General features: G+C 64.8%; 20 protein-coding genes. 10 read left to right on the top strand and 10 right to left on the bottom strand.

Annotated features, from left to right (window positions below; genetic code table 11):
• Positions 1-437: 437 nt before the first annotated feature.
• The 5 genes from NCT05_RS18575 to NCT05_RS18555 are packed head-to-tail and all read right to left on the bottom strand — an operon-like array spanning position 438 to position 8,675.
• The gene (locus NCT05_RS18575; RefSeq protein WP_250502911.1) at positions 438-3,167 is read right to left on the bottom strand and encodes a nitrate reductase; all 2,730 of its coding nucleotides are present in this window, start codon (positions 3,165-3,167) and stop codon (positions 438-440) included.
• A gap of 28 nt (positions 3,168-3,195) precedes the next feature.
• Positions 3,196-4,455, bottom strand: a complete 1,260-nt coding sequence (locus NCT05_RS18570) for an NAD(P)/FAD-dependent oxidoreductase (RefSeq protein ID WP_008353594.1) — start codon at positions 4,453-4,455, stop codon at positions 3,196-3,198.
• Positions 4,452-4,796: a nitrite reductase small subunit NirD gene (nirD, locus tag NCT05_RS18565; protein ID WP_008353596.1), complete on the bottom strand. Its 345-nt coding sequence runs from the start codon at positions 4,794-4,796 to the stop codon at positions 4,452-4,454. The genes NCT05_RS18570 and nirD overlap by 4 nt, the downstream gene beginning before the upstream one ends.
• An 18-nt stretch (positions 4,797-4,814) precedes the next feature.
• Positions 4,815-7,337, bottom strand: coding sequence for a nitrite reductase large subunit NirB (gene nirB, locus NCT05_RS18560; protein ID WP_250502910.1), 2,523 nt, complete (start codon positions 7,335-7,337; stop codon positions 4,815-4,817).
• 12 nt (positions 7,338-7,349) lie between these two features.
• Complete coding sequence (locus NCT05_RS18555) at positions 7,350-8,675, bottom strand: MFS transporter (protein ID WP_008353599.1); 1,326 nt, start codon at positions 8,673-8,675, stop codon at positions 7,350-7,352.
• Between the two features lie 619 nt (positions 8,676-9,294).
• Between NCT05_RS18555 and cobA the strand changes: the two genes are divergently transcribed.
• The 9 genes from cobA to NCT05_RS18510 all read left to right on the top strand — a co-directional run bounded on the left by cobA (position 9,295) and on the right by NCT05_RS18510 (position 20,523).
• The gene (gene cobA / locus NCT05_RS18550) at positions 9,295-10,062 is read left to right on the top strand and encodes a uroporphyrinogen-III C-methyltransferase (RefSeq protein ID WP_239295021.1); all 768 of its coding nucleotides are present in this window, start codon (positions 9,295-9,297) and stop codon (positions 10,060-10,062) included.
• A gap of 72 nt (positions 10,063-10,134) precedes the next feature.
• Positions 10,135-10,707: an ANTAR domain-containing response regulator gene (locus tag NCT05_RS18545; RefSeq protein WP_034471835.1), complete on the top strand. Its 573-nt coding sequence runs from the start codon at positions 10,135-10,137 to the stop codon at positions 10,705-10,707.
• 15 nt (positions 10,708-10,722) lie between these two features.
• Entirely contained in the window at positions 10,723-11,844 is a 1,122-nt protein-coding gene (locus tag NCT05_RS18540) for a CmpA/NrtA family ABC transporter substrate-binding protein (protein ID WP_250502909.1), read from the top strand.
• 45 nt (positions 11,845-11,889) lie between these two features.
• A complete protein-coding gene (locus tag NCT05_RS18535; protein WP_008353603.1) occupies positions 11,890-12,375 on the top strand; it encodes an adenosine-specific kinase in 486 nt (161 codons plus the stop codon).
• 279 nt (positions 12,376-12,654) lie between these two features.
• Positions 12,655-13,251: a DUF2760 domain-containing protein gene (locus NCT05_RS18530; protein ID WP_250435658.1), complete on the top strand. Its 597-nt coding sequence runs from the start codon at positions 12,655-12,657 to the stop codon at positions 13,249-13,251.
• Positions 13,248-15,140 (top strand): Hsp70 family protein, encoded by a 1,893-nt coding sequence (locus tag NCT05_RS18525; RefSeq protein WP_250502908.1) that lies wholly within the window; start codon positions 13,248-13,250, stop codon positions 15,138-15,140. Before NCT05_RS18530 ends, NCT05_RS18525 begins: the two co-directional genes overlap by 4 nt.
• Complete coding sequence (locus NCT05_RS18520; protein WP_250502907.1) at positions 15,141-17,936, top strand: Hsp70 family protein; 2,796 nt, start codon at positions 15,141-15,143, stop codon at positions 17,934-17,936.
• A 163-nt stretch (positions 17,937-18,099) separates the two neighbouring features.
• The gene (locus NCT05_RS18515) at positions 18,100-18,258 is read left to right on the top strand and encodes a hypothetical protein (protein ID WP_160172890.1); all 159 of its coding nucleotides are present in this window, start codon (positions 18,100-18,102) and stop codon (positions 18,256-18,258) included.
• A 249-nt stretch (positions 18,259-18,507) separates the two neighbouring features.
• A complete protein-coding gene (locus NCT05_RS18510) occupies positions 18,508-20,523 on the top strand; it encodes a hybrid sensor histidine kinase/response regulator (RefSeq protein WP_250502906.1) in 2,016 nt (671 codons plus the stop codon).
• 107 nt (positions 20,524-20,630) lie between these two features.
• Here the strand turns inward: NCT05_RS18510 and NCT05_RS18505 are convergent, their stop codons facing one another.
• A complete protein-coding gene (locus tag NCT05_RS18505) occupies positions 20,631-21,305 on the bottom strand; it encodes an alpha/beta hydrolase (RefSeq protein ID WP_008353612.1) in 675 nt (224 codons plus the stop codon).
• A 16-nt stretch (positions 21,306-21,321) separates the two neighbouring features.
• Positions 21,322-21,711 (bottom strand): MAPEG family protein, encoded by a 390-nt coding sequence (locus NCT05_RS18500; protein WP_175979206.1) that lies wholly within the window; start codon positions 21,709-21,711, stop codon positions 21,322-21,324.
• Positions 21,712-21,815: 104 nt separating this feature from the next.
• Here NCT05_RS18500 and NCT05_RS18495 point away from each other — a divergent pair, with 104 nt between their 5' ends.
• Positions 21,816-22,211 (top strand): PPC domain-containing DNA-binding protein, encoded by a 396-nt coding sequence (locus tag NCT05_RS18495; RefSeq protein WP_008353614.1) that lies wholly within the window; start codon positions 21,816-21,818, stop codon positions 22,209-22,211.
• Here NCT05_RS18495 and NCT05_RS18490 read toward each other — a convergent pair.
• The 3 genes from NCT05_RS18490 to NCT05_RS18480 form a co-directional block, all read right to left on the bottom strand.
• The gene (locus NCT05_RS18490; RefSeq protein WP_250502905.1) at positions 22,195-23,046 is read right to left on the bottom strand and encodes a metallophosphoesterase family protein; all 852 of its coding nucleotides are present in this window, start codon (positions 23,044-23,046) and stop codon (positions 22,195-22,197) included. The genes NCT05_RS18495 and NCT05_RS18490 overlap by 17 nt on opposite strands.
• The gene (locus NCT05_RS18485; RefSeq protein WP_250502904.1) at positions 23,043-24,041 is read right to left on the bottom strand and encodes a diacylglycerol/lipid kinase family protein; all 999 of its coding nucleotides are present in this window, start codon (positions 24,039-24,041) and stop codon (positions 23,043-23,045) included. Before NCT05_RS18485 ends, NCT05_RS18490 begins: the two co-directional genes overlap by 4 nt.
• 116 nt (positions 24,042-24,157) lie before the next feature.
• Entirely contained in the window at positions 24,158-24,598 is a 441-nt protein-coding gene (locus NCT05_RS18480; protein ID WP_175979204.1) for a CBS domain-containing protein, read from the bottom strand.
• Between the last annotated feature and the right edge of the window lie 30 nt (positions 24,599-24,628).

The raw sequence follows: 24,628 nt of genomic DNA, 5'->3' as shown, positions 1-24,628 counted from the left end.
GCTTGACGAATCAGACTGGGAATGAGGCTCGCACGTCGATCAGAAGTCGTCGTTCGTGCAACAGGTCGATGCTGGCCTGGGATGAGCGGATCGTGGCGCGCTGGCCTCCCGCTTGTTCGAATAGTTTTGCGTTCTTCATCGCAATCCCCGTATTACCTTTTGGTGTTGTTTTCAGGCATCCGTTTGTTTAGTGCCTGTGTTTTGAGGTGACTGTACGGAAGATGAACCGGCGAATGCGTTGGCAATCCAACACACCATTTCACGTCGTAATAAATCGTAAGGAGTTTGGTTGGCGAGCGCTCATTCGAGCATACCAATAGCCCGGAAACGCCCTGTTTTCGAGGGTTTTTCCGGAGATCTCCGCAGGAATCGGAAGGCTTGAAAACGCGAAACGCGGGCGACATGCGCCCGCGTTCGTTCGTTAGACCACGGACGAATCAGACAGTGGAGAGACGCGCCATTTCCGTCTCAACGATGAGCTTCTTCAACTCCGGCACGCACGATCCGCAGTTGCCGCCCGCCTTCACGCACGAGGTGATTTCGGCGGCTGTCTTCAATCCCTTGTCGCGGATCGCGTTGCAGATCGTATTGCGTCCGACGCCGAAGCACGAGCACACGGTCGGCCCGGTGTCCTCGCCCTTGCCTATCGGCTGACCGAGCAGGAGGCTCGCGCGGTCCTCGTCGTCGAGGCGTCCCTTTTCGAACAGCGTCGCGAGCCACGCACGCGCGGGCAGATCGGGCCGCTCGGAGATGAACACGCAACTCTCGATACGCTCATTGACCACATGCGCCGCGCGATACACGCCCGCGCTCTTGTCCTCGTATTCGATCCAGTCAGCGTGCTCATCGTCGATATGAAAGAGCGCACGCGCCCAATCGTGATGATCGCCATGGGATGCATCGAAACGATTACGGCCCGCCATTTCGTAACGGACGAAGCCTGTGCCGTGCACGCGCGTCCAGTGCGTGACCATGTCGAGGTCCGGCGCGGCGCGAGAGAGCGAAAAGCCGTGCCATGTCACGTGAAACTTCTCGATTGCGACAGGCGTGTGCTTGAACTCCGGTTCACCCGAAACCGGATCGACGACGGGATTCACCACCGCACCGACGCGCGCGTCGGAGGCGGTCTGATCGTTCCAGTGGATCGGCACGAACACGCTGCCGCGCGGCATGCCACCGCCATGCTGCACGCGCGCGATCATCGAGCCCCAGCGACTCGACACGCGCGCGAGTTCGCCTTCGCGCACGCCGCATGCGAGCGCGTCTTGCGGATGCATGTCGATGAACGATTCGCTGATATGGCCCGCGAGTTTCGAGGAGCGGCCCGTTCGCGTCATCGTGTGCCATTGGTCGCGCACGCGCCCGGTGTTGAGCACGAGCGGATAGTCGTCATCGGGCGCGTTCACGGGCGCGCGTGCAACGGTTGCTACGAAGCGCGCACGGCCATCTGCATGACTGAAGCGGTGATCTTCGAAGAGCCGCTCCGTTCCTCCCTCTGCCGAGTCGCGCAACGGCCATTGTGTCGGCTGCAGCGCATCGTATTGCGCGCGATCGAGCCCGGCCAGTCCACCGATATGAAACGCGCGATGCACGCCCGCCGACGCATCGTTGCGATACGCGCTCAACCGTGCGTGCTCGTCGAAAATCTCATGCGGACCCGCAAAATCGAAGCCTTCGAAGCCCATGCGCCGCGCGACATCGCAGATGATGCGCCAGTCCGCGCGCGCCTTGCCCGGCGTCGGAATGAACGCGCGTTGACGCGAGATGCGCCGCTCCGAGTTCGTCACGGTGCCATCCTTCTCGCCCCAGCCGAGCGCGGGCAGCAGCACATCGGCGAACGCGTTCGTATCCGTCTTTTCGATGATGTCCGATGCAACCACGAGCTCGCATTTCTCGAGCGCGCGCTTCACGCGATCGCCATCGGGCAGGCTGACGACAGGATTGGTGCCCATCACCCATACGGCTTTCACGCGGCCCGCTTCGATTGCATCGAACAACTCGACGGCCTTCAATCCGGCGCGCTCTGCAATCGCAGGCGAATTCCAGAACGTCCGCACCATCTCGCCATGCAGCGGATCGCCGAACTCGAGATGCGCGGCAAGCGTATTCGCGAGGCCGCCGACTTCGCGTCCGCCCATCGCGTTGGGCTGGCCGGTGAACGAGAACGGTCCCATGCCAGGCTTGCCGATTCGCCCCGTCAGCAGATGGCAATTGATGATGCAGTTGACCTTGTCCGTGCCGGCGCTCGACTGATTCACGCCTTGCGAATAGACCGTCACCACGCGCTCCGTGCGCGCGAAAAGACGATAAAACTCCATCAGATCGTGTTGATCGAGCTTGCAGTCTTTCGCGGTTTGCGCGAGATCCGAAGAACCCGCCGCTGCGAGCGCGTCGTCGGAACCGCTGGTATGTGCATCGACGAAAGCCGCATCGATTGCGCCGTGCTCCGCGAGGAACGCGAGCAGGCCGTTGAACAGCGCCACATCGCTGCCAGGCTTGAGCGGCAGATGCAGATCGGCCATTTCGCAAGTCGCGGTATAGCGCGGATCGATGACGACGATCTTCATCTCCGGTCGCTTCTCCTTCATCTTCACGATGCGCTGAAAGAGAATCGGATGACACCATGCCGTGTTCGATCCCACGAGCACGACGAGGTCCGCGAGTTCGAGGTCCTCATAACTCATCGGCACGAGGTCTTCGCCGAACGCGCGCTTGTGTCCCGCCACCGACGACGACATGCACAGCCGCGAGTTCGTATCGATGTTTGCGCTGCCGATGTAGCCCTTCATCAGCTTGTTGGCGACGTAGTAGTCCTCGGTGAGCAACTGACCCGATACATAGAACGCGACCGCGTCGGGACCATGCTCCGCGATGATGCGCGAAAAGCCGCTCGCAACCGTGCCGATGGCATCGGCCCACGATGCATCGCTAAGCGCGCCGCTGCGGCGGTCGCGCAGTTTCGGATTGAGCAGACGCCCTTCGAGTCCAATCGTTTCGCCGAGCGCCGAGCCCTTCACGCACAGACGGCCGAAGTTCGATGGATGCGTTTCATCGCCGGCGATCGACACTTCGGTCGCGCTCTTCGGCGATGCGTTCACACCGCAGCCGACGCCGCAATACGGGCAAGTCGTTTTAACAGAAGCCGTTTGAATGGGGATGATGGACATGCTCACGTTTCTCTATCCTTGGCCGTATTCAGGCTTCACAAAGCGTCTTGCCGAAAAGAAGCTTGCCGCGCAGATGCGATACGTCCGCGCGGCTCTGAATCAGATCGAAATACCAGCCGCCGTCCTTCACGTCGCCGTACAGCACCGCGCCGATCACGCGTCCCGCCTGCAGCACGACACGCTTGTACACGCCGCGGCGCGGATCGCGCAGCACGAGATCCTCGCTGTCCTCGCCGCCGATGAAATCGCCCGCCGAATACAGATCGACGCCCGTCACCTTGAGCTTCGTCGCCGTCGCGCGCTGCACGTAACGGCGATGCCCCGCGCCCGCGAGATGCGCGCCCGCCACGCGCGCCTGATCCCAGATCGGCGCGACGAGACCGAAGGTCGCCGAGCGATGCTGCACGCATTCGCCCACCGCATACACGCGCGGATCGAAAGTCTGCAGCGTGTCGTCGACGACGATGGCGCGCTCGCAGTGCAGCCCCGCCTCTTTCGCGAGCGCGATGTTGGGCCGCACGCCCGCCGTCATCACGACGAGATCAGCGTCGATCTGCGTGCCGTCCGCGAAACGCACGGCGCGCACGCGGTCGTCGCCGACGATCTCCGTGGTCTGCGCGGCCATCGCGAAGTTGAGGCCTTTCGCTTCGAGCGAACGCTTGAGCAACGCGGACGCGGTAGCGTCGAGCTGACGATCCATCAGGCTGCCGCTCGCATGCACGACCGTTACCGACATGCCCTGCCGCTGCAAGCCGTTGGCCGCTTCGAGCCCGAGCAGACCGCCGCCGATGATCACCGCGTGCCGATGATCGCGTGCCGCTTCGAGCATCGTTTCGACATCCTGAATGTCGCGAAATGCGATCACACCGGAAAGCTCGCAACCCGGCACCGGAATGATGAATGGCTTCGAGCCGGTCGCGATCAGCAGACGGTCGTAGTGCGCTTCCACGCCCTTCTCCGAACGCACGACGCGCCGCGCACGATCGATTTCGATCACGGCATCGCCCGCATGCAGCGTGATGCCGTTCGCGTCGTACCATTCGCGCGTGTTGAGAATGATGTCGTCGACGCTCTTCTCGCCCGCGAGCACCGGCGACAACAGAATGCGGTTGTAGTTGCCGTACGGCTCGGCGCCGAATACGGTGATGTCGTACAGCTCGGGCGCGATCTTCAGCAGTTCTTCGACCGTACGCATACCGGCCATGCCGTTGCCGATCACCACGAGCCGCTGGCGCGATGCGGCGTGCTTCAACGCCGCCATGCCCGCAACCGCATATTCGGTCTTCATGCCGCGACCCACACCTTGCCGCCCGCGACCTTCACGCGATACGCGCTCACCGAAAGCTCCGGCGCTTCCAGGCATTCGCCCGTGCGCAGATCGAAGTGCTGCTTGTAGATCGGCGATGCAACGACGATACGCTCGCCCAGACTTCCCACGATGCCGCGCGAGAGCACCGCGGCTTGCGAATGGGGGTCGTAGTTGTCGATCGCGTACACGGCTGCCTCTTCGCCCGCGACATGAAACACCGCGACTTGCGTGCCCTTCACGAGCGCGCACACGCCCGTATCCGGCACGATATCGTCGAGTTCACAAACGGCGGTCCAGTCCTGTTCGATACGGTCGTTCATGATGTTTTTCCTCACGCGTTAAACGGTTTCGGCAAGCTTCGACTTGCGCTCTTCGAGCGTGGCGGGGCGAATCTGGCCGCGCTCTTCCACGAAGGTCACGTTCGCATCGCCCTGTTCGCTGTTGACGAAGTGACGGAAGCGCTTGCGCGTATGCGGATCGGTGACGGCCTTCTTCCATTCGTCCTCGTAGGTATCGACGACGAGTTGCATCTCCGCTTCGAGCTCGGCGGCGATGTCGAGCTTGTCCTTGATGACGACGTCGATCAGATACTCGAGTCCGCCTTCGAGGTTGTCGCGCCATACGCTCGTGCGTTGCAGGCGATCCGCCGTACGCACGTAGAACATCAGGAAGCGGTCGATGTACCGCACGAGCGTGTCGTGATCGAGATCGGACGCAATAAGCTCGGCGTGACGCGGCTTCATGCCGCCGTTGCCGCATACGTAGAGATTCCAGCCCTTCTCCGTCGCGACCACGCCGACGTCCTTGCCTTGCGCTTCGGCGCACTCGCGCGTGCAGCCCGACACGCCGAACTTGATCTTGTGCGGCGTGCGCAGACCCTTGTAGCGATTCTCCAGTTCGATCGCGAGTCCGACCGAATCGCCGACGCCATAACGGCACCACGTCGAGCCGACGCACGACTTCACGGTGCGCAGGGCCTTGCCATACGCATGACCCGATTCGAAGCCCGCCGCGATGAGCTCTTCCCAGATGAACGGCAATTGCTCTACGCGCGCGCCGAACATGTCGACACGCTGGCCGCCCGTAATCTTCGTATAGAGGCCGTACTTCTTCGCGACCTGGCCGACCGCGATCAAGCCATCGGGCGTCACTTCGCCGCCCGGCATGCGCGGCACGACGCTGTACGTGCCATCGCGCTGGATGTTCGCGAGGTAGTAATCGTTCGAATCCTGCAGGCTCGCGTGCTCTTTCTTCAGCACGAACTCGTTCCAGCACGAAGCAAGAATGCTCGCGACGGCAGGCTTGCAGATATCGCAGCCGCGTCCCTTGCCGTGCTTCGCGAGCAGCGTGCCGAACGTGCGATGTCCTTCCACGCGCGCGATGTGATAAAGCTCCTGACGCGAATACGGGAAGTGCTCGCACAGATGATTGTTCACCGCGAGACCCTGCCGCTTCATCTCCGACTTCATCACTTGCGTGACGAGCGGCACGCAGCCGCCGCACGATGCGCCCGCCTTGCACGACGACTTGATCGCGCCAATGCTCGTTGCGCCCGCGCAGACAGCCGCGCAGATTTCAGCCTTGCTTACGTTGTTGCACGAACAGATCTGCGCCGCATCGGGCAAGGCTTCGACGCCGAGCGCGGGCTTCGCTTTTCCATCGCTCGACGGCAGGATCAGGAATTCGGGCGCTTCGGGCAACTCGATCTTGTTCAACATCATCTGCAGCAGCGTGCCGTATTCCGCTGCATCGCCGACCATCACGCCGCCGAGAAGAAACTTGCCGCAGTCGGACACGACGATCTTCTTGTAGACCTGCTTGCGCTCGTCGCTGTACTGATACGTCCGGCTGCCGGGCGTCTTGCCGTGTGCATCGCCGATGCTCGCCACATCGACGCCCATCAGCTTGAGTTTGGTGCTCATGTCCGCGCCCGCGAACGCCGCTTCCTCGCCGATGATCTGCTTCGCGACGATGCGCGCCATGTCGTAACCCGGCGCGACGAGGCCGAACAACTGGCCCTTCCACAACGCACATTCGCCGATGGCATAGATCGCTTCGTCGCTCGTGCGGCAGGCGTCGTCGATCACGATGCCGCCGCGCGCGCCGATGTCGAGACCCGCTGCACGCGCGATGTCGTCGCGCGGACGAATGCCTGCCGAGAACACGATCATGTCGGTGTCGAGATGCGTCTCATCGGCGAAATTCATGCGGTTGGCCGCGCCTTCGCCATCGACGATCGCAAGCGTGTTCTTACCCGTATGAACCGTGACGCCGAGCTCCTCGATCTTCGCGCGCAGCACGCGTCCGCCGCCGTCATCGACCTGCACGGCCATCAGGCGCGGCGCGAATTCGATCACATGCGTTTCGAGTCCCATGTCGCGCAGCGCCTTCGCTGCTTCGAGACCGAGCAGACCGCCGCCGACGACCGTGCCCGTCTTCGAGCGCGCGCCGCATGCCTGCATCGCTTCGAGATCTTCGATCGTGCGATACACGAAGCAGCCGTCGCGATCACGGCCTTCGATGGGCGGCACGAACGGATAGGAGCCGGTCGCGAGCACGAGCTTGTCGTACGCGAGCACTTCGCCCGTCGAAGCCGTCACCGTGCGCGCCGCGCGATCGATCGACACCGCGCGCGCATTCAGTTTCAGCGCATAACCCGAACGTTCGAAGAAGCCCTCTTCGACGAGCGAGAGATCATCCGCGCTCTTGCCCGTGAAGAATTCGGTCAGATGCACGCGGTCGTACGCGGCGCGCGGTTCTTCGCACAGGACCGTCACGTCGAGCGCTTCGTTGCCGCTCTCGGCGAGACATTCGAGGAACTTGTGGCCGACCATGCCGTGGCCGATGACGACGATTTTCATGACGGGGCCTTCTCAGTTTGCAATGACGTTATTGGCTGCGAGCGCGCTTTCGCGCAGTGCCGCTTCGCGTGCCTTGTGTTCGGGGGAGAAGCGCACGGCGAGCGCGCAGAGCGCCGTCGTCGCGACGATCACGCCGAGCATCGAGAGCGTGGCTTGCGCGTTGCCGAGGCCTTTCATCAGGAAGCCCGCTGCGACCGCGCCGACGTTGCCGCCGGCGCCGATCACGCCAGCCACGCCGCCGAGCGCCTTGCGATCGATGAACGGCACGAGCGCGTAAGTCGCGCCGCATGCCATGTGCGTGAAGAGGCCGAACGCAAGCATCGCGACGATGGCGAGCACGACGCTCGGCGCATGCGCGAACGCATAGAGGCCGATGCCTTCGCCCGCGATCAGCGCGAACAACAAGGTCGCGCGGATATCGAGGCCTTTCTTCGCGGCGGCTTTATCGGAGAGCCAGCCGCCGAGCGCGCGGGCGAAGAGCGCGAGCAGACCGAAGCTGCCCGCCGCCATGCCGGCTTGCGCGAGCGAGAGGCCGAAGTGATCGACGTAATAGATCGCCGCCATGTTGTGGATGAACACTTCGACGCCGAAGCACGCGCCGTACGTGACGAAGAGCATCCACACGCGATAGTTCGAGCACGCGGTCAGGAAGCTCTGCCAGCCGCCCTTCTTGCCGCCGTCGATCGCGACGCCGGCACGGCGCAGCGCGACGAAGTCGCCTTGCGGGCAATCCTGCGTATAGCGCCAGTAGAAGAAGGCCATCACCGGCATCGCGATGCCCGGCACGATCAAAGCGACGCGCCATGCCGATGCTTCGCCCACGCCGAGCGCGATCGCTGCCGCGACGAGAAGCGGAATGATCGCCTGCGCCGCGCCCGCGCCCGCGTTGCCCCAGCCGGCAGTCGTTGCGTTCGCGGTGCCGACGACGTTCGGCGCGAACATCACCGACGTGTGGTACTGCGTGATGACGAAGCTCGCGCCGATCGCGCCGATCGCGAGACGGCACCACAGGAAGCTGTCGTAGCCCGTAGAGAGCGCCGCGCCGATGACAGGCACCGAACCCGCGAGCAGCAGCGCGCCATACACGCGGCGCGGGCCGAAGCGATCGCACATCGGTCCGACGACGAGGCGCACCAGAATCGTCACGGCGACGGCCGCGATATTGATGTTCGCAACTTGATCCGCCGTGAGTCCGTATTCGCGCTTGATGAGCGGCATCAGCGGCGCGCAGGCGAACCACGCGAAGAAGCATACGAAGAAGGCCATCCACGTGAGATGGAAGGCGCGCATCGGCGCGCTGCGCATGCTGAAGAGATCGATCCGGGTGGCTTTGTCCATCGTCTTTCCGCAAAAAAAGAAAGGCGTCCCGCGCATGGGCCGGGAAGCCGATGCGGGGGACGCCGTTGTCCGATGCCCGCATGTTCTTCACTTGCCGGGCGCTGTATTCAGGACGGATCGCCGTTGATCCGATGGCGAGACATAAGGCAAGGCCTATGCCATGCGCGCCGCATCGACTTCGGACGCTTGTCGCGCAAGGCTTTGCGCGTTATATGCACGGACTGCGCGCATGAGCTTCACGTCATGTTTCGATGCAGGCGGGCACAGGGATGGTGCGACGCAGCACTGATGCCGTGCGAACGTGCAAGCGATCGCTTCGTACGCTCCTCGACTTTGTACTGCACGGTTAACGCACGCAATCACATCGAGCAAGCGCCCATGCGCCCTCGCGGTGCCGCCCGCGCACAACGACAGTGCGGATAACGTGCTCGAAGCCTTATTCGACCAATGGCCCGCTTATTGCATTGTCGAAAGCGCTGCGAGCAACGGCGTTCGCGGCGCCCCGATACATGAAAGCAAGGACAAAGGCGTCCCCATCGTGCAGCGACACGAGCGGACGCTATCTGCGTTTGCCGCGCCGATGCCTCACATACGAAGCACGCAGACTCAGGAAGCAACGATGAGCACCATCAAAGGCAAAGTCACTCTGTTGAGCGCGGGCCCCGGCGATCTGGACTTGCTGACCTTGCGCGCCGCGAAGGCGCTCGCCGCCGCCGACGTCCTTCTCGTCGACGATCTCGCCAACGCCGACATCGTCACGCTTGCGCCGAACGCGCGCGTGATTCGCGTCGGCAAGCGCGGCGGATGCAAGTCCACGCCGCAAGCCTTCATTCAGCGCCTCATGCAGCGATACGCGAAGAAAGGACTGCATGTGGTGCGCGTGAAAGGCGGCGACGCGTTGCTCTTCGGACGCGCGGGCGAAGAGATCGCCGCATTGCGCGGGGCGGATATTCCGGTCGATATCGTCAATGGCGTGTCATCGGGATTCGCGGCGGCGGCTGGACTCGGCATCTCGCTCACGCATCGCGATCATTGTCAGGGCGTGACGTTCGTCACCGCGCACATGCAGGATCACAGTCAGCCGGATTGGGCCGCGCTCGCCGCAACGGGCACCACGCTCGCGATCTATATGGGCATGAGCCGCATCGCGAGTCTGACGGCATCGTTGCTCGATACGTTGCCCGCGAGCACCCCTGCGGCCGTCGTGCAGCACGCGGGATCGTCGCAGGAAAAGCGGCTCGTGACGACGCTCGATCGTCTTGCCGATGATGCCAACGCTGCCGGCCTCGGCAGTCCGGCGGTGATTCTGATCGGCGGTGCGATCGGCGAAGCGGCGGAATTCGCGGCGCATATGCAAAGCGCCAAAGGCTTCGCTCATGCCGCGTAAAGCGGGTTCTCAAAGCGCGGACGGCGCGTTAAAGTCTCAAGCGTCCCTCGCATGACCGCTTCCGCTTCCCGCATGCTTCGCGTTCTTCTCGTCACCGACACCGACAAGCCCATAGGCGATTTGCGCGAGCAACTCGCGCGCATGGGCTATGACATGCTCGCCGAAGCGGCCGCGCCTTCGGCGCTGCACAAGGCCGTCGAGAGCCAGAAGCCCGATGTCGTCATCATCGATACCGAGTCGCCCTCGCGCGACACGCTCGAACAGCTCGCGGTGATGAACAAGGCCGCGCCGCGTCCCGTGCTGATGTTCAGCAACGACGCGGATCAGCAGTTCATTCGCGCGGCAGTGGGCGCGGGCGTCACCGCGTATTCCGTCGAAGGACTCGCGCCCGAGCGTCTCGCGCCGATCATCGAAGTCGCGCTCGCGCGTTTCGCGCATGAAGCGCAGTTGCGTCAGCGGCTCGCGAAGGTCGAGGACGAACTGGAGCAGCGCAAGGTCATCGACCGCGCGAAACGTCTTCTGATGGACAGGCGCGGCATGTCCGAAAACGAAGCCTATGCGGCGCTTCGCAAGCGCGCGATGGATCAGGGCGTGAAGGTCGCCGAGATCGCGCGCCAATTGCTTTCGATGGCCGATCTGCTCTAGCTTTATCGACATCTCATGAACATCACTTCCTCCCAACCCGAACGCACGCATTTGCGGCTCGGCTTCGTCGCCCTTTCCGATGCCGCGCCGCTCGCCGTCGCCGCGTTGCGCGATCTCGGCGCGCGTCATGGCATCTCGATCGAGCTGTGCCGTCAGCCGTCGTGGGCGGCCGTGCGCGACAAGCTGCTGTCCGGCGAGATCGACGCGGCGCACGCGCTCTATGGCCTCGTGTACGGCGTGCAACTGGGTATCGGCGGGCCGCAGGCGGACATGGCCGTGCTGATGGTCCTCAATCGCAACGGTCAGGCGATCACGCTGTCGCGTCCGTTGGCCGATGCGATCCGAAACGGCGCCAGCGTGAAGGAAGCGTTGCATTCGCTCGGGCGGCCGCCGGTCATCGCGCAGACTTTTCCGACCGGCACGCACGCGATGTGGCTGTATTACTGGCTCGCGGCGCACGGCGTGCATCCGTTGCGCGATGTGCAGAGCATCGTGATTCCGCCGCCGCGCATGGCCGATGCGCTCGTCGAGGGCGCGCTCGACGGCTTCGGCGCGGGCGAGCCGTGGCACGCCGTCGCCGAGGCGCGCGACGCGGGCAGGACGGTCGCGTACACGAGCGAGATCTGGCCGGATCATCCGGAGAAGGTGCTCGCGTGCCGGCGCGATTTCGCGGCGCTCTATCCCGCGACGGCGCGCGCGCTCGTTCGCACGATGCTCGATGCGTGCGCCTGGCTCGATACGCGGGCGCATCGCGAGGAGATCGCCGAGGCGCTGTCGTCGTCCGCGCTGCTCGGCGTGCCGCGCGCGCTGATCGAGCCGCGCCTCGCCACATCCGATGGCGGCGATGCGCGCGCGCTGCCCGTGCGTTTCTTCGATGAAGGCGCGGTGAACTATCCGCGCGTATCGGACGGCGTCTGGTTCATTACGCAATACCGGCGCTGGGGCATGCTCGGCGCCGATATCGACGATGCGGCCATCGCGGCGAGCGTGAATCAGACCGCGCTTTATCGCGAGGCGGCGCAGGCGGCGGGCATTGCGATTCCCGGCGAACGGCGCGCGGCGACGTTCTGCGATGGCCGCGTCTGGGACGGCGGCGATGCGGCGGCGTATCTCGCGGGGTTCGAAATACGCGCGTAGAAAAGCGCCTACCATGGAATTTCCAGCGCGCACCGGAGATCCGCCATGGAACTGCTCGCCATCGCCATCGACAAGCCCGAAGACACCAACTTCATCCTCGGTCAGTCGCATTTCATCAAGACGGTCGAGGATCTGCACGAGGCGCTCGTCGGCGCGGTGCCCGGCATCCGCTTCGGACTCGCGTTCTGCGAGGCGTCGGGCAAGCGGCTCGTACGCACGTCGGGCACGGACGAGCATGGCGTCGAGCTGGCCGCGCGCAACGCGCAGAACATCGGCGCGGGACACAGCTTCATCATCGTGCTCGGCGACGGCTTCTTTCCCGTCAACGTGCTCAATACCGTGAAGGCGGTGCCGGAGGTGTGCCGTATCTTCTGCGCGACCGCCAATCCGACGCAGGTGCTTGTCGCGCAGACGGATCAGGGACGCGGGATCGTCGGCGTGGTGGACGGGTTCCCGCCGCTTGGCGTCGAAAGCGAAGACGACGTGAAGTGGCGCCACGACCTGCTGCGCAAGATCGGCTACAAGGCCTGAAACGCGCCGCGAAGCCTGCCGCGCCTTGACTTGACGGCGCAAATCGCGAGAATGAGGCCCGCCGCCGCGCGCCCATCCGGAGCGATTTTCCCGGCCGGGGCGCGACATCATGGAAAATATCGGGATACGGTATAAAGGCCGTTGGCGTTTTTCGTGCCTTTTCTGAAAAGCCGCACGGGCAGACATTCCCGGCATCACCCCGCCGATACGGCACCGAACACCGGCCACCCGCGCCGCCCGAGGATAGGGTCGTCCTCGCGCGGCCTACAGGAGCATCACATGACCGACATGAATCCAGGCTTTTTCGGCAGGATAGGCATTGCCTTCGGCGCCTTCTTCGGCATTCTCGGCAATGCATCGTTCGCGGGCCGCGTGCAGCGCCTGCGCGAAGCGCCCGAAGCGCCTGAAGCCCCCGCAGCCGCGCCCGATTTCAAAGCCGAAGCGCCGAAGCCTGCCGCCGCGCCGGTTCAACCCGCGCCGTCCGCGCTGAAGGAGGCGAGCCCGGTCGCCGCGTTGCAACTGCTCGGCCTTTTGCAGCGCGACGCGCGTTTCATCGATTTCGTGGAAGAAGACATCGTCAATTACAGCGACGCCGATATCGGCGCGGCCGCCCGCCTCGTGCACGACGGCTGCCGTAACGTGCTGCGCGAGCATTTCACGGTCAAGCCCGTGCGCACCGAAGCGGAAGGCACGCGCATCACGCTGCAGGAGGGTTTCGATGCCGCCGCCATCCGGCTGACGGGCAACGTAGTCGGCAAGCCGCCCTTTTCGGGCAGCATCAGCCATCGTGGATGGAAGGTCGAGGACACGCGCCTGCCGAAGCTCGCGCCGTCCCATGATGCGAGCATCGTCGCGCCCGCGGAGGTGGAACTGTGAGCGACATTCAAGCGAACGATAACCCGGTGCGCTACTCGATCGGCGTCGATCTCGGCACGACGCATTGCGCGCTCTCCTACGTCGACATGAGCGCGAGCGACGGCGAAAAGACCGCGCAAGGCGTGCTGCCCATCTCGCAACTGACCGCGCCCGGCGCCGCCGAAGAACGCGATCTTTTGCCCTCGTTTCTCTATCTGCCGCACGAGAACGAGCTCGCGCCCGGCGATCTCACGCTGCCGTGGACGCAGGAGCGCAGGTTCATCGTCGGCGAACTCGCGCGCAGCCGGGGCGCGGGCACGCCGATCCGCCTCGTTTCCAGCGCGAAAAGCTGGTTGTGCCATCCGGGCGTCGATCGCCGCGCGTCAATCCTGCCGTCCGATGCGCCCGAGGAAGTCGAGCGCGTGTCGCCGCTGGAAAGCTCGGTGCGCTATCTGACGCATTTGCGCGAAGCGTGGAACCACGCGCATCCCGATGCGCCTTTCGATCAGCAGGACGTCACCGTGACGATTCCCGCGTCCTTCGATCCCGCCGCGCGCGAACTCACCGCCGAAGCCGCCGCCGCAGCCGGCTACACGCGCATGACGCTGCTCGAAGAGCCGCAGGCCGCGCTCTATAGCTGGATTCAAAAATCGTCGGGCGGCTGGCGCAAGCAGGTCAAAGTGGGCGATGTGATTCTCGTCGTCGATGTCGGCGGCGGCACGACCGACTTGTCGCTGATCGCGGTCGTCGAGCGCGAAGGCAATCTGGAACTGCATCGCGTGGCCGTTGGCGAGCACATCCTGCTCGGCGGCGACAACATGGACCTCGCGCTCGCGCATACCGTCGCGCGCAAGCTCGCGCAATCGGGCACGCAGCCCGATCCGTGGCAGTTGCGCGCCCTCACCTACGCGTGCCGCTCGGCGAAGGAAACGCTGCTTTCCGATCCGTCCGTCGATGCGGTGCCGCTCGTTGTCCCGAGCCGCGGCTCGAAGCTGATCGGCGGGTCGCTGCGCACCGAACTCACGCGCGCCGAACTCACGCAGATCCTGCTCGAAGGCTTTTTCCCGCAAGTCGATGCCGCAGCTCGCCCCGTTTCGCGCGCGCGCGTCGGTCTCACGCAACTCGGTCTGCCGTACGCGCAGGACGCCGCCGTCACGCGCCATCTCGCCGCGTTCCTCGGCCGTCAGGTCAACGCGCTCGCGGAAGTCGAAGGCTTGCAGCATCAGGCGCCGCAGGGCGCGACGCTGCTGCATCCGACCGTCGTGCTGTTCAACGGCGGCGTGTTCAAGTCGCCGCTGCTCGTCGAGCGCGTGATGACGACGCTGAATTCATGGCTCGCCTCCGAAAACGCGCCCGCCGCGCGTCTGCTCGAAGGCGCGGACCTCGATCTCGCGGTGGCGCGCGGCGCGGCCTATTACGGCTACGTGCGGCGCGGCAAGGGCGTGCGCATCCGTGGCGGCACGGCGCGCGCGTACTACGTCGCGGTCGAATCGGCGATGCCGGCCGTTCCCGGACTGGAGCCGCCCGTGCAGGCGCTGTGCGTCGCGCCGTTCGGCATGGAGGAAGGCACGGACGCCGAATTGCCCGCGCAGGAATTCGGGCTCGTCGTCGGCGAGCCGGTGCATTTCCGCTTCTTCGGCTCCTCGGTGCGTCGTCAGGATCAGGTCGGCACGCTGCTCGATTACTGGCAACCGGACGAATTGCAGGAACTCGAAGAGATCGAAGCGTCGCTGCCGCCCGAAGGCCGCACGCCGGGCGAGGTCGTGCCCGTCAAGCTGCACGCGCGCGTGACCGAAGCGGGCACGCTCGAACTCGAAGCGATTCCGCGCGGCTCGTCCGAGCGCTGGAAGGTCGAGTTCGACGTGCGCGGCGGCGCGAACGCGGGCGCGGATCAGGGCATGGGCCTGTAAGTGTCCGGGCGCAAGAAAAAGGTGTCCGGCGCGCGGTACAGCGTCGGCATCGATCTCGGGACGAGCAATACGGTCGTCGCGTACGCGGAAATCGGCTCGAACGATATCCGCGTGTTCGACATCGACCAGCTCGTCGGCGCGGGGGAAGTCGCGGCGCTGCCGCTTCTGCCGTCGCTGCGCTATCACTTCGCGCCAGGCGAACTCAAGTCCGAGGATCTGCAATTGCCGTGGGGCGAGATGGAAGCGCCCGCCCTCATCGGCAGATTCGCTCGGATGCTCGGCGCGCAGGTGCCGGGACGGCTCGTGTCGAGCGCGAAAAGCTGGCTGTCGCACGCGGCGGTCGATCGCCTCGCGGCCATCTTGCCGTGGGGCGCGGGCGACGACGTCGAAAAAATCTCGCCGGTGATGGCGAGCGCGAGCTATCTCGCGCACGTCCACGCGGCGTGGAACGAGCGCTTTCCGGATGCACCGCTCGACACGCAGGACGTCGTGCTGACCGTGCCCGCCTCGTTCGATGAAGGCGCCCGCGCGCTGACGCTCGAAGCCGCGCGCATGGCGGGACTCGAAACACTGCGGCTGCTGGAAGAGCCGCAGGCCGCGTTTTACGACTGGCTGTTTCATCATCGCGCGACGCTCGCGGATGATCTGAAGGCGACGCGGCTCGTGATGATCGTCGACGTCGGCGGCGGCACGACCGACCTCACGCTCATCCAGGTCGCGATGGAGAACGGCGAGCCGGTGTTGACGCGCATCGGCGTGGGCAACCATCTGATGCTCGGCGGCGACAACATGGATCTCGCGCTCGCGCATCTCGTCGAGAAGCGTCTCGCGGGCAGCGATGCGCGTCTCTCCGCCGGACGCCTGTCGCAACTCGTCGAGCGCTGCCGCGCGGCGAAAGAGCAATTGCTAGGCGACAACGCGCCCGCATCCACGTCGATCACGCTGCTCGGCGCGGGCTCGAAGCTGATCGGCGGCGCGCGTTCGGCCGATGTCACGCGCGACGAGATCGAGCGGATCATCGTCGAAGGATTCTTTCCGATGGTCGCCCCGAGCGATCGCCCCGGCCGTTCGCGCGGCGGCATCGTCGAATTCGGGCTGCCGTATGCGAGCGACGCGGCCATCACGCGGCATATCGCGGCGTTTCTCGGCCAGCATGCCGGCGAGGCGAAGAAAGCGCTCGGCCTCGTCGATGCGCCCGCCGAAACGCTCGCCATTCCGGACACCTTGCTGTTGAACGGCGGCGTGTTTCGCGCCGCTCCGCTCGCGCGCCGCATCGCCGATACGCTTTCCGGCTGGCGCGGCGAAGCCGTCAACGTGCTCGCGAACGGCAATCCCGATGTCGCGGTCGCGCGCGGCGCGGTCGCCTACGCGCTCGCGCGCGCGGGCAATGCGCCGAAGATCGGCGGTGGCTCGGCGCGCAGCTTCTTCCTGCTGCTCGAAGACGATGCCAACGCGATGCGTGGCGTCTGCGTCCTGCCGCGAGGCACCGAAGAAGGCCAGGCGATCCATCTCGCCGATCGCACCTTCTCGCTCACGCTCGGCGCGCCGGTGCGCTTTCACCTGGCGTCGTCGGTGTCGGAGACGGCTTACGAAGCGGGCGCGCTCGCAGACCTCGCGGCCGCATCGGGCGATTTCATCCGTCTGCCGCCGATCGCGACCGTCGTCGATCCGCATGCCGCCGGCAAGGGCCGAGCGCGCGAAACGGCGGTTCAGCTGACGACCTCGCTTACCGAAGTCGGCACGCTGGAGATGCACTGCATCGCCGTCGACGATCCCGCGCAACGCTGGCTGCTCGAATTCCAGTTGCGCCGCGAGGCGTCGCAGACCGACGAGACCGTGAGCGAATCGCATCCGGCGCTGCCGAAAGCCATCGAACTGATAGACCGCACGTTCGGCGCGAAGTCGCACGATGTCGGGCCGAAGGAAGTCAAACGCCTGCGCGCGCAGCTCGAACAGACGCTCGGCCCGCGCGACACCTGGGACATCGCACTCTTGCGCGAGGTCTTCGGCGCGCTGTTCGAGCGCGCGAAAAAGCGCCGCCGCACCGCCGATCACGAGCGTCTGTGGCTCAATCTCGCGGGCTACTGCATGCGTCCGGGCTTCGGGCATCCGCTCGACGAATGGCGTGTCGAGCAACTCTGGACGCTTTTCGATCAGGGCATTCAGTACAGCAACGAAAGCCAGATCTGGTCCGAATGGTGGACGCTCTGGCGCCGCGCGGCCGGTGGCCTGCCCGAAGCGGCGCAACTCAAGCTGCTCGACGACATGGCCTTCGTGCTGCAACCGCCCGGCACGAGCCGCTATCGCAAGGCGGCGGGCGCGGCGCGCGCGGGCTACGAGGACATGGTGCGGCTCGCGGCGTCGCTGGAACGCGTGCCGGTCGAGCGCAAGATCGAGGTCGGCGAATGGCTGCTCACGCGCCTGAAAAAGCCTTCGGAGAGCGTGCAAAGCTGGTGGGCGCTGGGCCGCATCGGCGCCCGCGCGCCCTTTTACGGCAGCGCGCACGGTGTCGTGCCGCCCGAGGTCGCCGTCGTCTGGCTCGATGCGATCCTCGCGCTCGACTGGAAGAAGGTCGATCCCGCCGCGTTCGCCGCCGTGCAGATCGCGCGCATGACCGGCGACCGCTCGCGCGATCTGCCCGACGATGCGCGCGCGGCTGTCGTGCAGCGCCTCGAAACGATGGGCGCGGCGCAGGCGTGGATCGCGATGGTCCGCGAGACCGTCGAGCTCGATCGCGCCGACGTCGGACGCGTGTTCGGCGAAACGCTGCCGGCGGGGCTGAAGCTCATCCACTGATCGCGCTCGCCGCCCTCGTTGCGGGCATCGGGCGAAATGCTTCGCTCTCAGAAGTTTTTTGGCCGATGCGCCGCGCGAGAAGCCCGCCGAGTCTTGAATACCGGCTGACCGCATCCTATGGTTATCAATGTGTCGATATGGACACATACTGAAGGAGGTCAACATGCCATCCCCACGCAAGGCTCAAGCGAGCCAACCCGCAGAAACGGAAATGTCGAGCCGCAAGAAAACGGCCGGCAGCAAGGCATCGCCCGCGAAGGCCGCAGGCGCGAAGGAAACGCAGGTCACGAAGCGCACCACCAAGGCCAAACCGAAAAGCTGAACGGTTCTCCTCGAGACCGCCCTCGTCATCGTGCGGGGGGCATTCGTTGTGGCTGTCCTTCGAATCGGCGGGCAAACGATCAAACGCCCGCCGATCGGCTCCCTTCCTCCTTCCTTCCGTCTCGCCGCGTGCCCTCGCAACTCGCCAAAAAAGCGCAATAATTGCCGGAGATAATGGCCGATTCTAAAAAAAGGCGTATTTGTCTGACCGCGTTGGCCTAAAGTAGATATCCCGATTCCCTGAGCGAGCATGAAGATGGCCGTACCGCAACGCGCCGCCGGCGTGCGCAATCCAGGCATTCTTCTCTCGGCGGCCCGCGAGGCCGGCGCGAGCCTGGTGCGCAATCTCTCGATTCCGGCGCCGTTTTCCGATCCCGTCCTCGAAGCGCAGTTTCTCGAAGACCACAGCCAGCGCTTCTGCGCATTCCGGCGCGCGTCGACGCTGCTCGCGCTTGCCATCTGGACGTGCTTCCTCTGGTGGGACTTCAGCTTCGCGCGGGGCAACCGCGCGCTCGATTCGCGCCTGCCCGACATCCTCGCGCTGCGCTCCGCGGGCATCGCGCTGCTGTTTTTTGTCGGCGTGCTGGTGCTGCGGCCGTCGTTCCGCTCGCACGCCACCGCGCAACGCATCATTCTGACGGGCATTTACGGGCTCTTGTGCCTGATCCTCGCAATGGTCGCGATCACGCCCGCGCCCTATAACTACACGCAGCATTTCATCGGGCTGTGCCTTGCGCTGTTCTTCCAGTTCAGTTTCTTTTATCTGCGCTCTCGCGTCGCGCTGACAGCGGGCATCATCACGCTGGCGTCGATCGTGGTGCTGCAGGTGACGATTCATCTGCTCAACCCCGAGGATTTCTTCGCGGGGCTCTTCTATATGTTCAACGTCGTGGTCGTGGGGCACGGCGTCTGCACGCACGCCGAGCGCGTCTCGCGCGAGCGCTATAGTTCGGAGCGCGCGCTGGCTTCCCTCAACGACGAATTGCGCACCGCGAATGTTTCGCTCGGCCGCAAGAATCGCGAGCTCGAAGTCTCCAAGAAGGATCAGGAGAACAAGACCAACGCGCTGCTCGCGCTGCGCGAACAGCAGATGATCGCCGCGCAGACCGCGAGCCGCGAGAAATCCAACTTTCTCGCCGCGGCGACGCACGATCTGCGTCAGCCGATGCACGCGCTCAATTTGTTCCTGCAGGCGGCGGCCGAGGCCATCCGCAATGGCGAATTCGATCAGGCCGAACGGCTCATCAACGAGTGCGGGCGTTCGTCCGTTATCCTCGCGCGGCTGCTGAACGCGGTGCTCGATCTCTCGCGGCTGGAATCGGGGCGCGTCGTGCCGCGCTATCACGTATTCGACGTGCGACAGATCGTCGAGGAAGCCGCCGAGCAGTTGCGTCCGTTCGCGATGAGCCGCGGCGTCGAATTGCGCCTGCGGCTGCCGAAGGACGATGTCGTCTGCGTGCGCAGCGACGCGCACTGGCTCGGGCGCGCCGTGGCCAATCTGGTGTCCAACGGGATCAAGTATGCAGATCAGAGCAAGACTTCGAAGCCGACCGTGATCGTCGGCGTGGTGCGTTCGCCGACGCGCGCGCGTATCGACGTGCTGGATAACGGCATCGGCATTCCGGCCGATTATTTCGATGCGATTTTTCAGCCGTTCTTTCAGGTCGACAATCCCGAGCAGGATCGCGACAAGGGGCTGGGGCTCGGGCTGTCGATCGTCAATGCGGTGATGTCGATGCTCGATCAGCATCGCATCGAACTGAAGTCCACCGAAGGGCGCGGCTCGCGCTTTTCGCTCGAAATGCCGCTGTGCGGACCGTCGCCCGACACGCCGTCGGCGCGTGCGCCGGCGCGTTCCGAGGCGGCGGAAATGGCGCAGCTCAAGGGGCGTTATGTGTTGCTCGTCGAGGACGATGGGCTCGTGCGGGCGTCGACCGAAGCGCTGCTGTCGCAATGGGGCGTGCTTTATGACTCGGCGGCGAGCTTCGAGGAGTTCGGGACGATTCTCGGCGATATCGAGCGGTTTCCGGATCTCATCATTACCGACTTTCGACTGCGTGATGCCAAGACCGCGCGGGAAGTGGCGATGCTCGGTGCGACGCGGCTTGGGCGGCCTTGTCCTTGTCTCGTCGTTACCGGTGAACCGGCCGCGTGTATCGTGCCGCTCGCGTGTGAGCAGGACGTGCTTTCCAAGCCCGTTAGTCCTGGGGAATTGCGGCGTGGGATGCTTGCTTTGATTGCTGGTTTTTGTGACTCGGGTGCGTGAGTCTTTTTTTCGCCGGATCCCGGTTTCGCGTCGGTCTATTAGCACTGCCCCGCACAGGGGCAACGCTAATAGACCGACGCCAATACGGGATCCGGCGAAAAAAAACCTCACCCTCGCAACCGCCCCCCCAACCAAGCCCGCAACGCCTCAACCTCCTCCATACAAACCGAATGCGCCATAGGATAGGCATGCCATTCGACCTCACACCCTTGCCCGCGAGCGAATTCGCACGCCTGCTCACCGAGAGCCACATTGAGCACATCATCGAAGCTCCCATGCGCGGCAAAGATGGGAACCGATCGGTTCGCTTCGGAAAGCGATTCATCGATCAGCCCTTCGGAAGGAATGTAGCCCGACAGCACGATCAACCCAGCGAGCTTCTCAGGATGAGTGAGCCCCGCCTGATAGGTCATCGCACCGCCCTGCGAAAATCCCGCGATAAAAATGCGCTCACTGGGAATTCCCCGCGCGTTCTGCGCCTCGATAAGCGCCCGCACGCGCCCGACCGAAGCGACGATGCCCGCCTCGTCCACGCGCCGGTTGATGCCCTCGAACGACAGAATGTCGTACCACGCGCGCATCACATAGCCGTTATTCGCCGTCACGGCGATCTCCGGCGCGTTCGGAAACACGAAGCGGATCGCGGGCGCATCGGCGAGACGCAATTCGGGCACGAGCGGCACGAAGTCGTTGGCATCGGCGCCGAGGCCGTGCATCAGGATCACGGCGAATTCGGGATTCGGCGCGGTTTCGATCTCGATGGTTGAAGCTTGATCGGTCATTGCCCTTCACTCCTCGTCAGATGATGGGAACGAGAATCTGCACGATGCCCACGACCGACACCAGCCACACCAGCGAGCGCACGAACGGCACGCCGGCAGCGTAGAGCGGCACGTAGACCAGACGCGCGACGAAATACGCAAGCGCGCCATAGTGCGTGAGCGTGTTCTCGCGCCCCGTGACGTGCACGATCAGCACCGCAATGGCGAAAATCGGCAGCGTCTCGAACAGATTCGACTGCGCCCGCATCAGCCGTCCGGAAAGCTTGCCGGGCGGCGGCGTGGCGGCATCGCGCGGGCCGGCCTGGTATCTGATGCCGACTTCGCGGTTGCGCACGACCGCAGGGAGCAACACTTGCACCAGCGCGAGCACGAGCGTCCAGGCAAGCATCGTCAGTTCGAAACTCATGGCGTCTCCACAGTAAGAAATAGCCACGGCGGACCGCGCCCATGATGCCACCGCGATCCGCCAGCGTGTAGTCTTGAACGTGATCCCCTACGAGTCCTTCATCCATGCATGCGATGACCCTTCGTCTGTCGCCCGGCGACGATCTGCGCGCCGCGCTCGATCATGCCTTCCGCGCGCACGCGCTCTCCGCCGCGTTCGTCCTTCAGGGCATCGGCAGCCTGAACGTCGCGCGTCTGCGCTACGCGGGCCGCGACGAAGCCGTTGAATTGCGCGGCGATCTCGAAATCGTCACGCTCGCCGGCACGCTGTCAGCGCAAGGCCCGCACCTGCACATGAGCATCGCCGATGCCGATGGCCGCGTCTCCGGCGGCCACGTCACGCCGGGCTGCATCGTGCGGACGACGGCGGAGATCATCGTCGCGCATCTGCCCGGCGAACGTTACACGCGTGAGCACGATGCCGCGACGGGCTTCGCCGAACTCGTCATCCGGGCGACGTGACAGCATCCGTCGGTTGCGCGACGCCGAGCGCGAGATCGTGGCGCGCGATCATCTCGAATGCTTCGGTCGTCTCCGAATAGTCCCAGCGTTCGACCGTCGCGCGACGCCCGTCGCCATTGCCACCGCTTGCGTCGTGGCGGATCACGTTCACCGAATTGTCGATTGTGCCGCGCGTGCGCGACGACAGCGCCGTGCCCGCCTGCACCGCCCACATGCGGCGCGTGAGTCCCGCGAAGGTATCGTGCAGCGGCAACACGTAGGGCAGATGAATATGCCCGCCGAGAATCAGGTCCGCGCCCGCACGCGCCCAGCGCGGCACCGCGCGCTCGCGTCCGTGCAGCAGATTGTTTTCGTCCTGAGTGCGCGTGACGGCCACCGGCTGATGCGTGACCACGACGCGCAACTGCGCCGCGCTCGCCGCCTCCAGCCGCGCGGCGACGCGCCTCACCTGCTGCATCGACACTTCGCCGTCCTTGTGACGATACGCCCGCGTCGTGTTCACGCCGAGCACGAGCAGCCCCGCCGAATCGAACGCCGGTTCGAGATCGGCGCCGAACGCGCGCTGATGATTCGCGTACGGATAACACAGCCGCGCGAGCGGATCGAAAAGCGGAATGTCGTGATTGCCGGGGATGACGAGCGTCGGCGTCGCGCCGAGCGCATCGACGAACGCGCGCGCCGACGCGAACTGCCGCTTGCGCGCGCGCTGGGTGATATCGCCGGACAGCACGACGAGATCGGGAGCGAGCGCATCGGCGAGCCGCAGGAGCGCTGCGACCACCGGCGGCCGCTCGGTGCCGAAATGCGTATCGGAAATCTGCAACAGCAAGGTCATGAGCGATTGGCTTCGGCCACTGTCGGCTCAGGCTTGAGCAGGAAAAGCGGTTTGTCGGACACGCGAAATTCCAGCGGCATCTGCAGTTTCGCGACCTCGCCATCCGTCGCGATCTTGACGAGTCTGCGCTTCTTCGACGGATGCGTCACCGTGATGCGCTCGAACGTGAAGCTCACGACGTGATCGGAATCCGACAGACGCCCCGCCGCGCCGTGCAGCGACAGCCACAGATGCATGAGCCGTCCGACCGGCCGCGGCGCAATCGCGACGAGCAAGCCCTGTTCCAGCGCGCGCGCTTCGTCCGGCATGCCGATCTGCTCCATCTGCAGGCGGTTGTTGCCGACGAAGAGCGTCGACGAGCGAATTTCGGTCGTGCTGCCATCGTGATCGATATGCAGACGCAAATGGCGATGCGGCTTGAGCATCGTGGAAAGCGCCGACCAGAGCGCGACGAGCCGGCTGCGCCCGAATTGCCGCTTGTAGATTTCGCGATCTTCGAGCAAGCGCGGATAAAGCCCGAGGCTCGCGTTGACGAGAAACATGCGCGCGTTCACGAAGCCGACCTGCACCGGATAGGCGCGCGCGTCGAGCAGAAGTTTCGTCGATTGCTCGAGATCGGCGGGAATGCCGTGGTCGCGGCTGAAGTAGTTGAACGTGCCGCGCGGCAGCACCGCGAACGGGCAGCCGGCGTCGTGCGCCGCGTGCGCGACCGTGCAAAGCGTGCCGTCGCCGCCCGCGCCGACGAGCACGCCGCCCGCTTGGCACGCCGCCGCCGCGGTTTCGCGCGCGACGTCCGCGAGACCGCGCGGATCGTCGACGACGCGCAATTCGAAACGTCGCCCGGCCGCGCCGAGTTCGCTTTCGAGCAGGCTGCGGGTCGCGTCGGACTGACAGCGTCCCGAGCCCGCGTTCATCACGATGAAGAACGGCGCGTCGGCGGCGAGCGTTTTTGCGGTGTCGGCGGATGGAGATGCGGATGCGGCAGTCGGTGTCATCGGCGGCGCTCCCTCGATGCTCCGCGCGCGCGGATCGCGCACGACGAGCGTGGCTCCGCGCTCATAGGCGAAGCCTGCCGATTATAACGAAATGCTTACAGCCGGATCGCCGGCAATCAAGTGTGCTCGCCGCGAATGTAGTACTCGAGCTGCTGGATGGTGTACTGCTGCTCGGCCATGATGTTCTTCACCAGATCGCCGATGGAGATCATGCCGATGAGCTTGCCGTTGTCGATCACCGGCAAGTGACGCATGCGCTTGTCGGTCATGAGCGCCATGCAGTCGTCGGTGGTCTGGTCGGGGCGCACGTAGCGCACGTGCGACGTCATAATGTCGCGCACCGGCGTGTGCTTCGAGACGCGGTCCATCAGGACGACTTTGCGCGCATAGTCGCGCTCGGTCATGATGCCCACGATCTCGTCGCCTTCGGTGACGATCACCGCACCGATGTGCTTGTCGGCCATCAGCTTGATTGCATCGAAGACCGACGCCGTGGCTGGAACGGTAAAGACCGTCTGGTCGGGTTTCGAATTCAGAACCTGTGCGACTGTTGCCATCGAGCGCCTCCGTTATGAGCGGGGAACGTT

Origin of the sequence: Caballeronia sp. AZ7_KS35 (assembly GCF_023631045.1) — a bacterium.
Lineage (GTDB): Bacteria > Pseudomonadota > Gammaproteobacteria > Burkholderiales > Burkholderiaceae > Caballeronia > Caballeronia zhejiangensis.
This window is presented reverse-complemented; position numbering and strand designations above follow the sequence as displayed.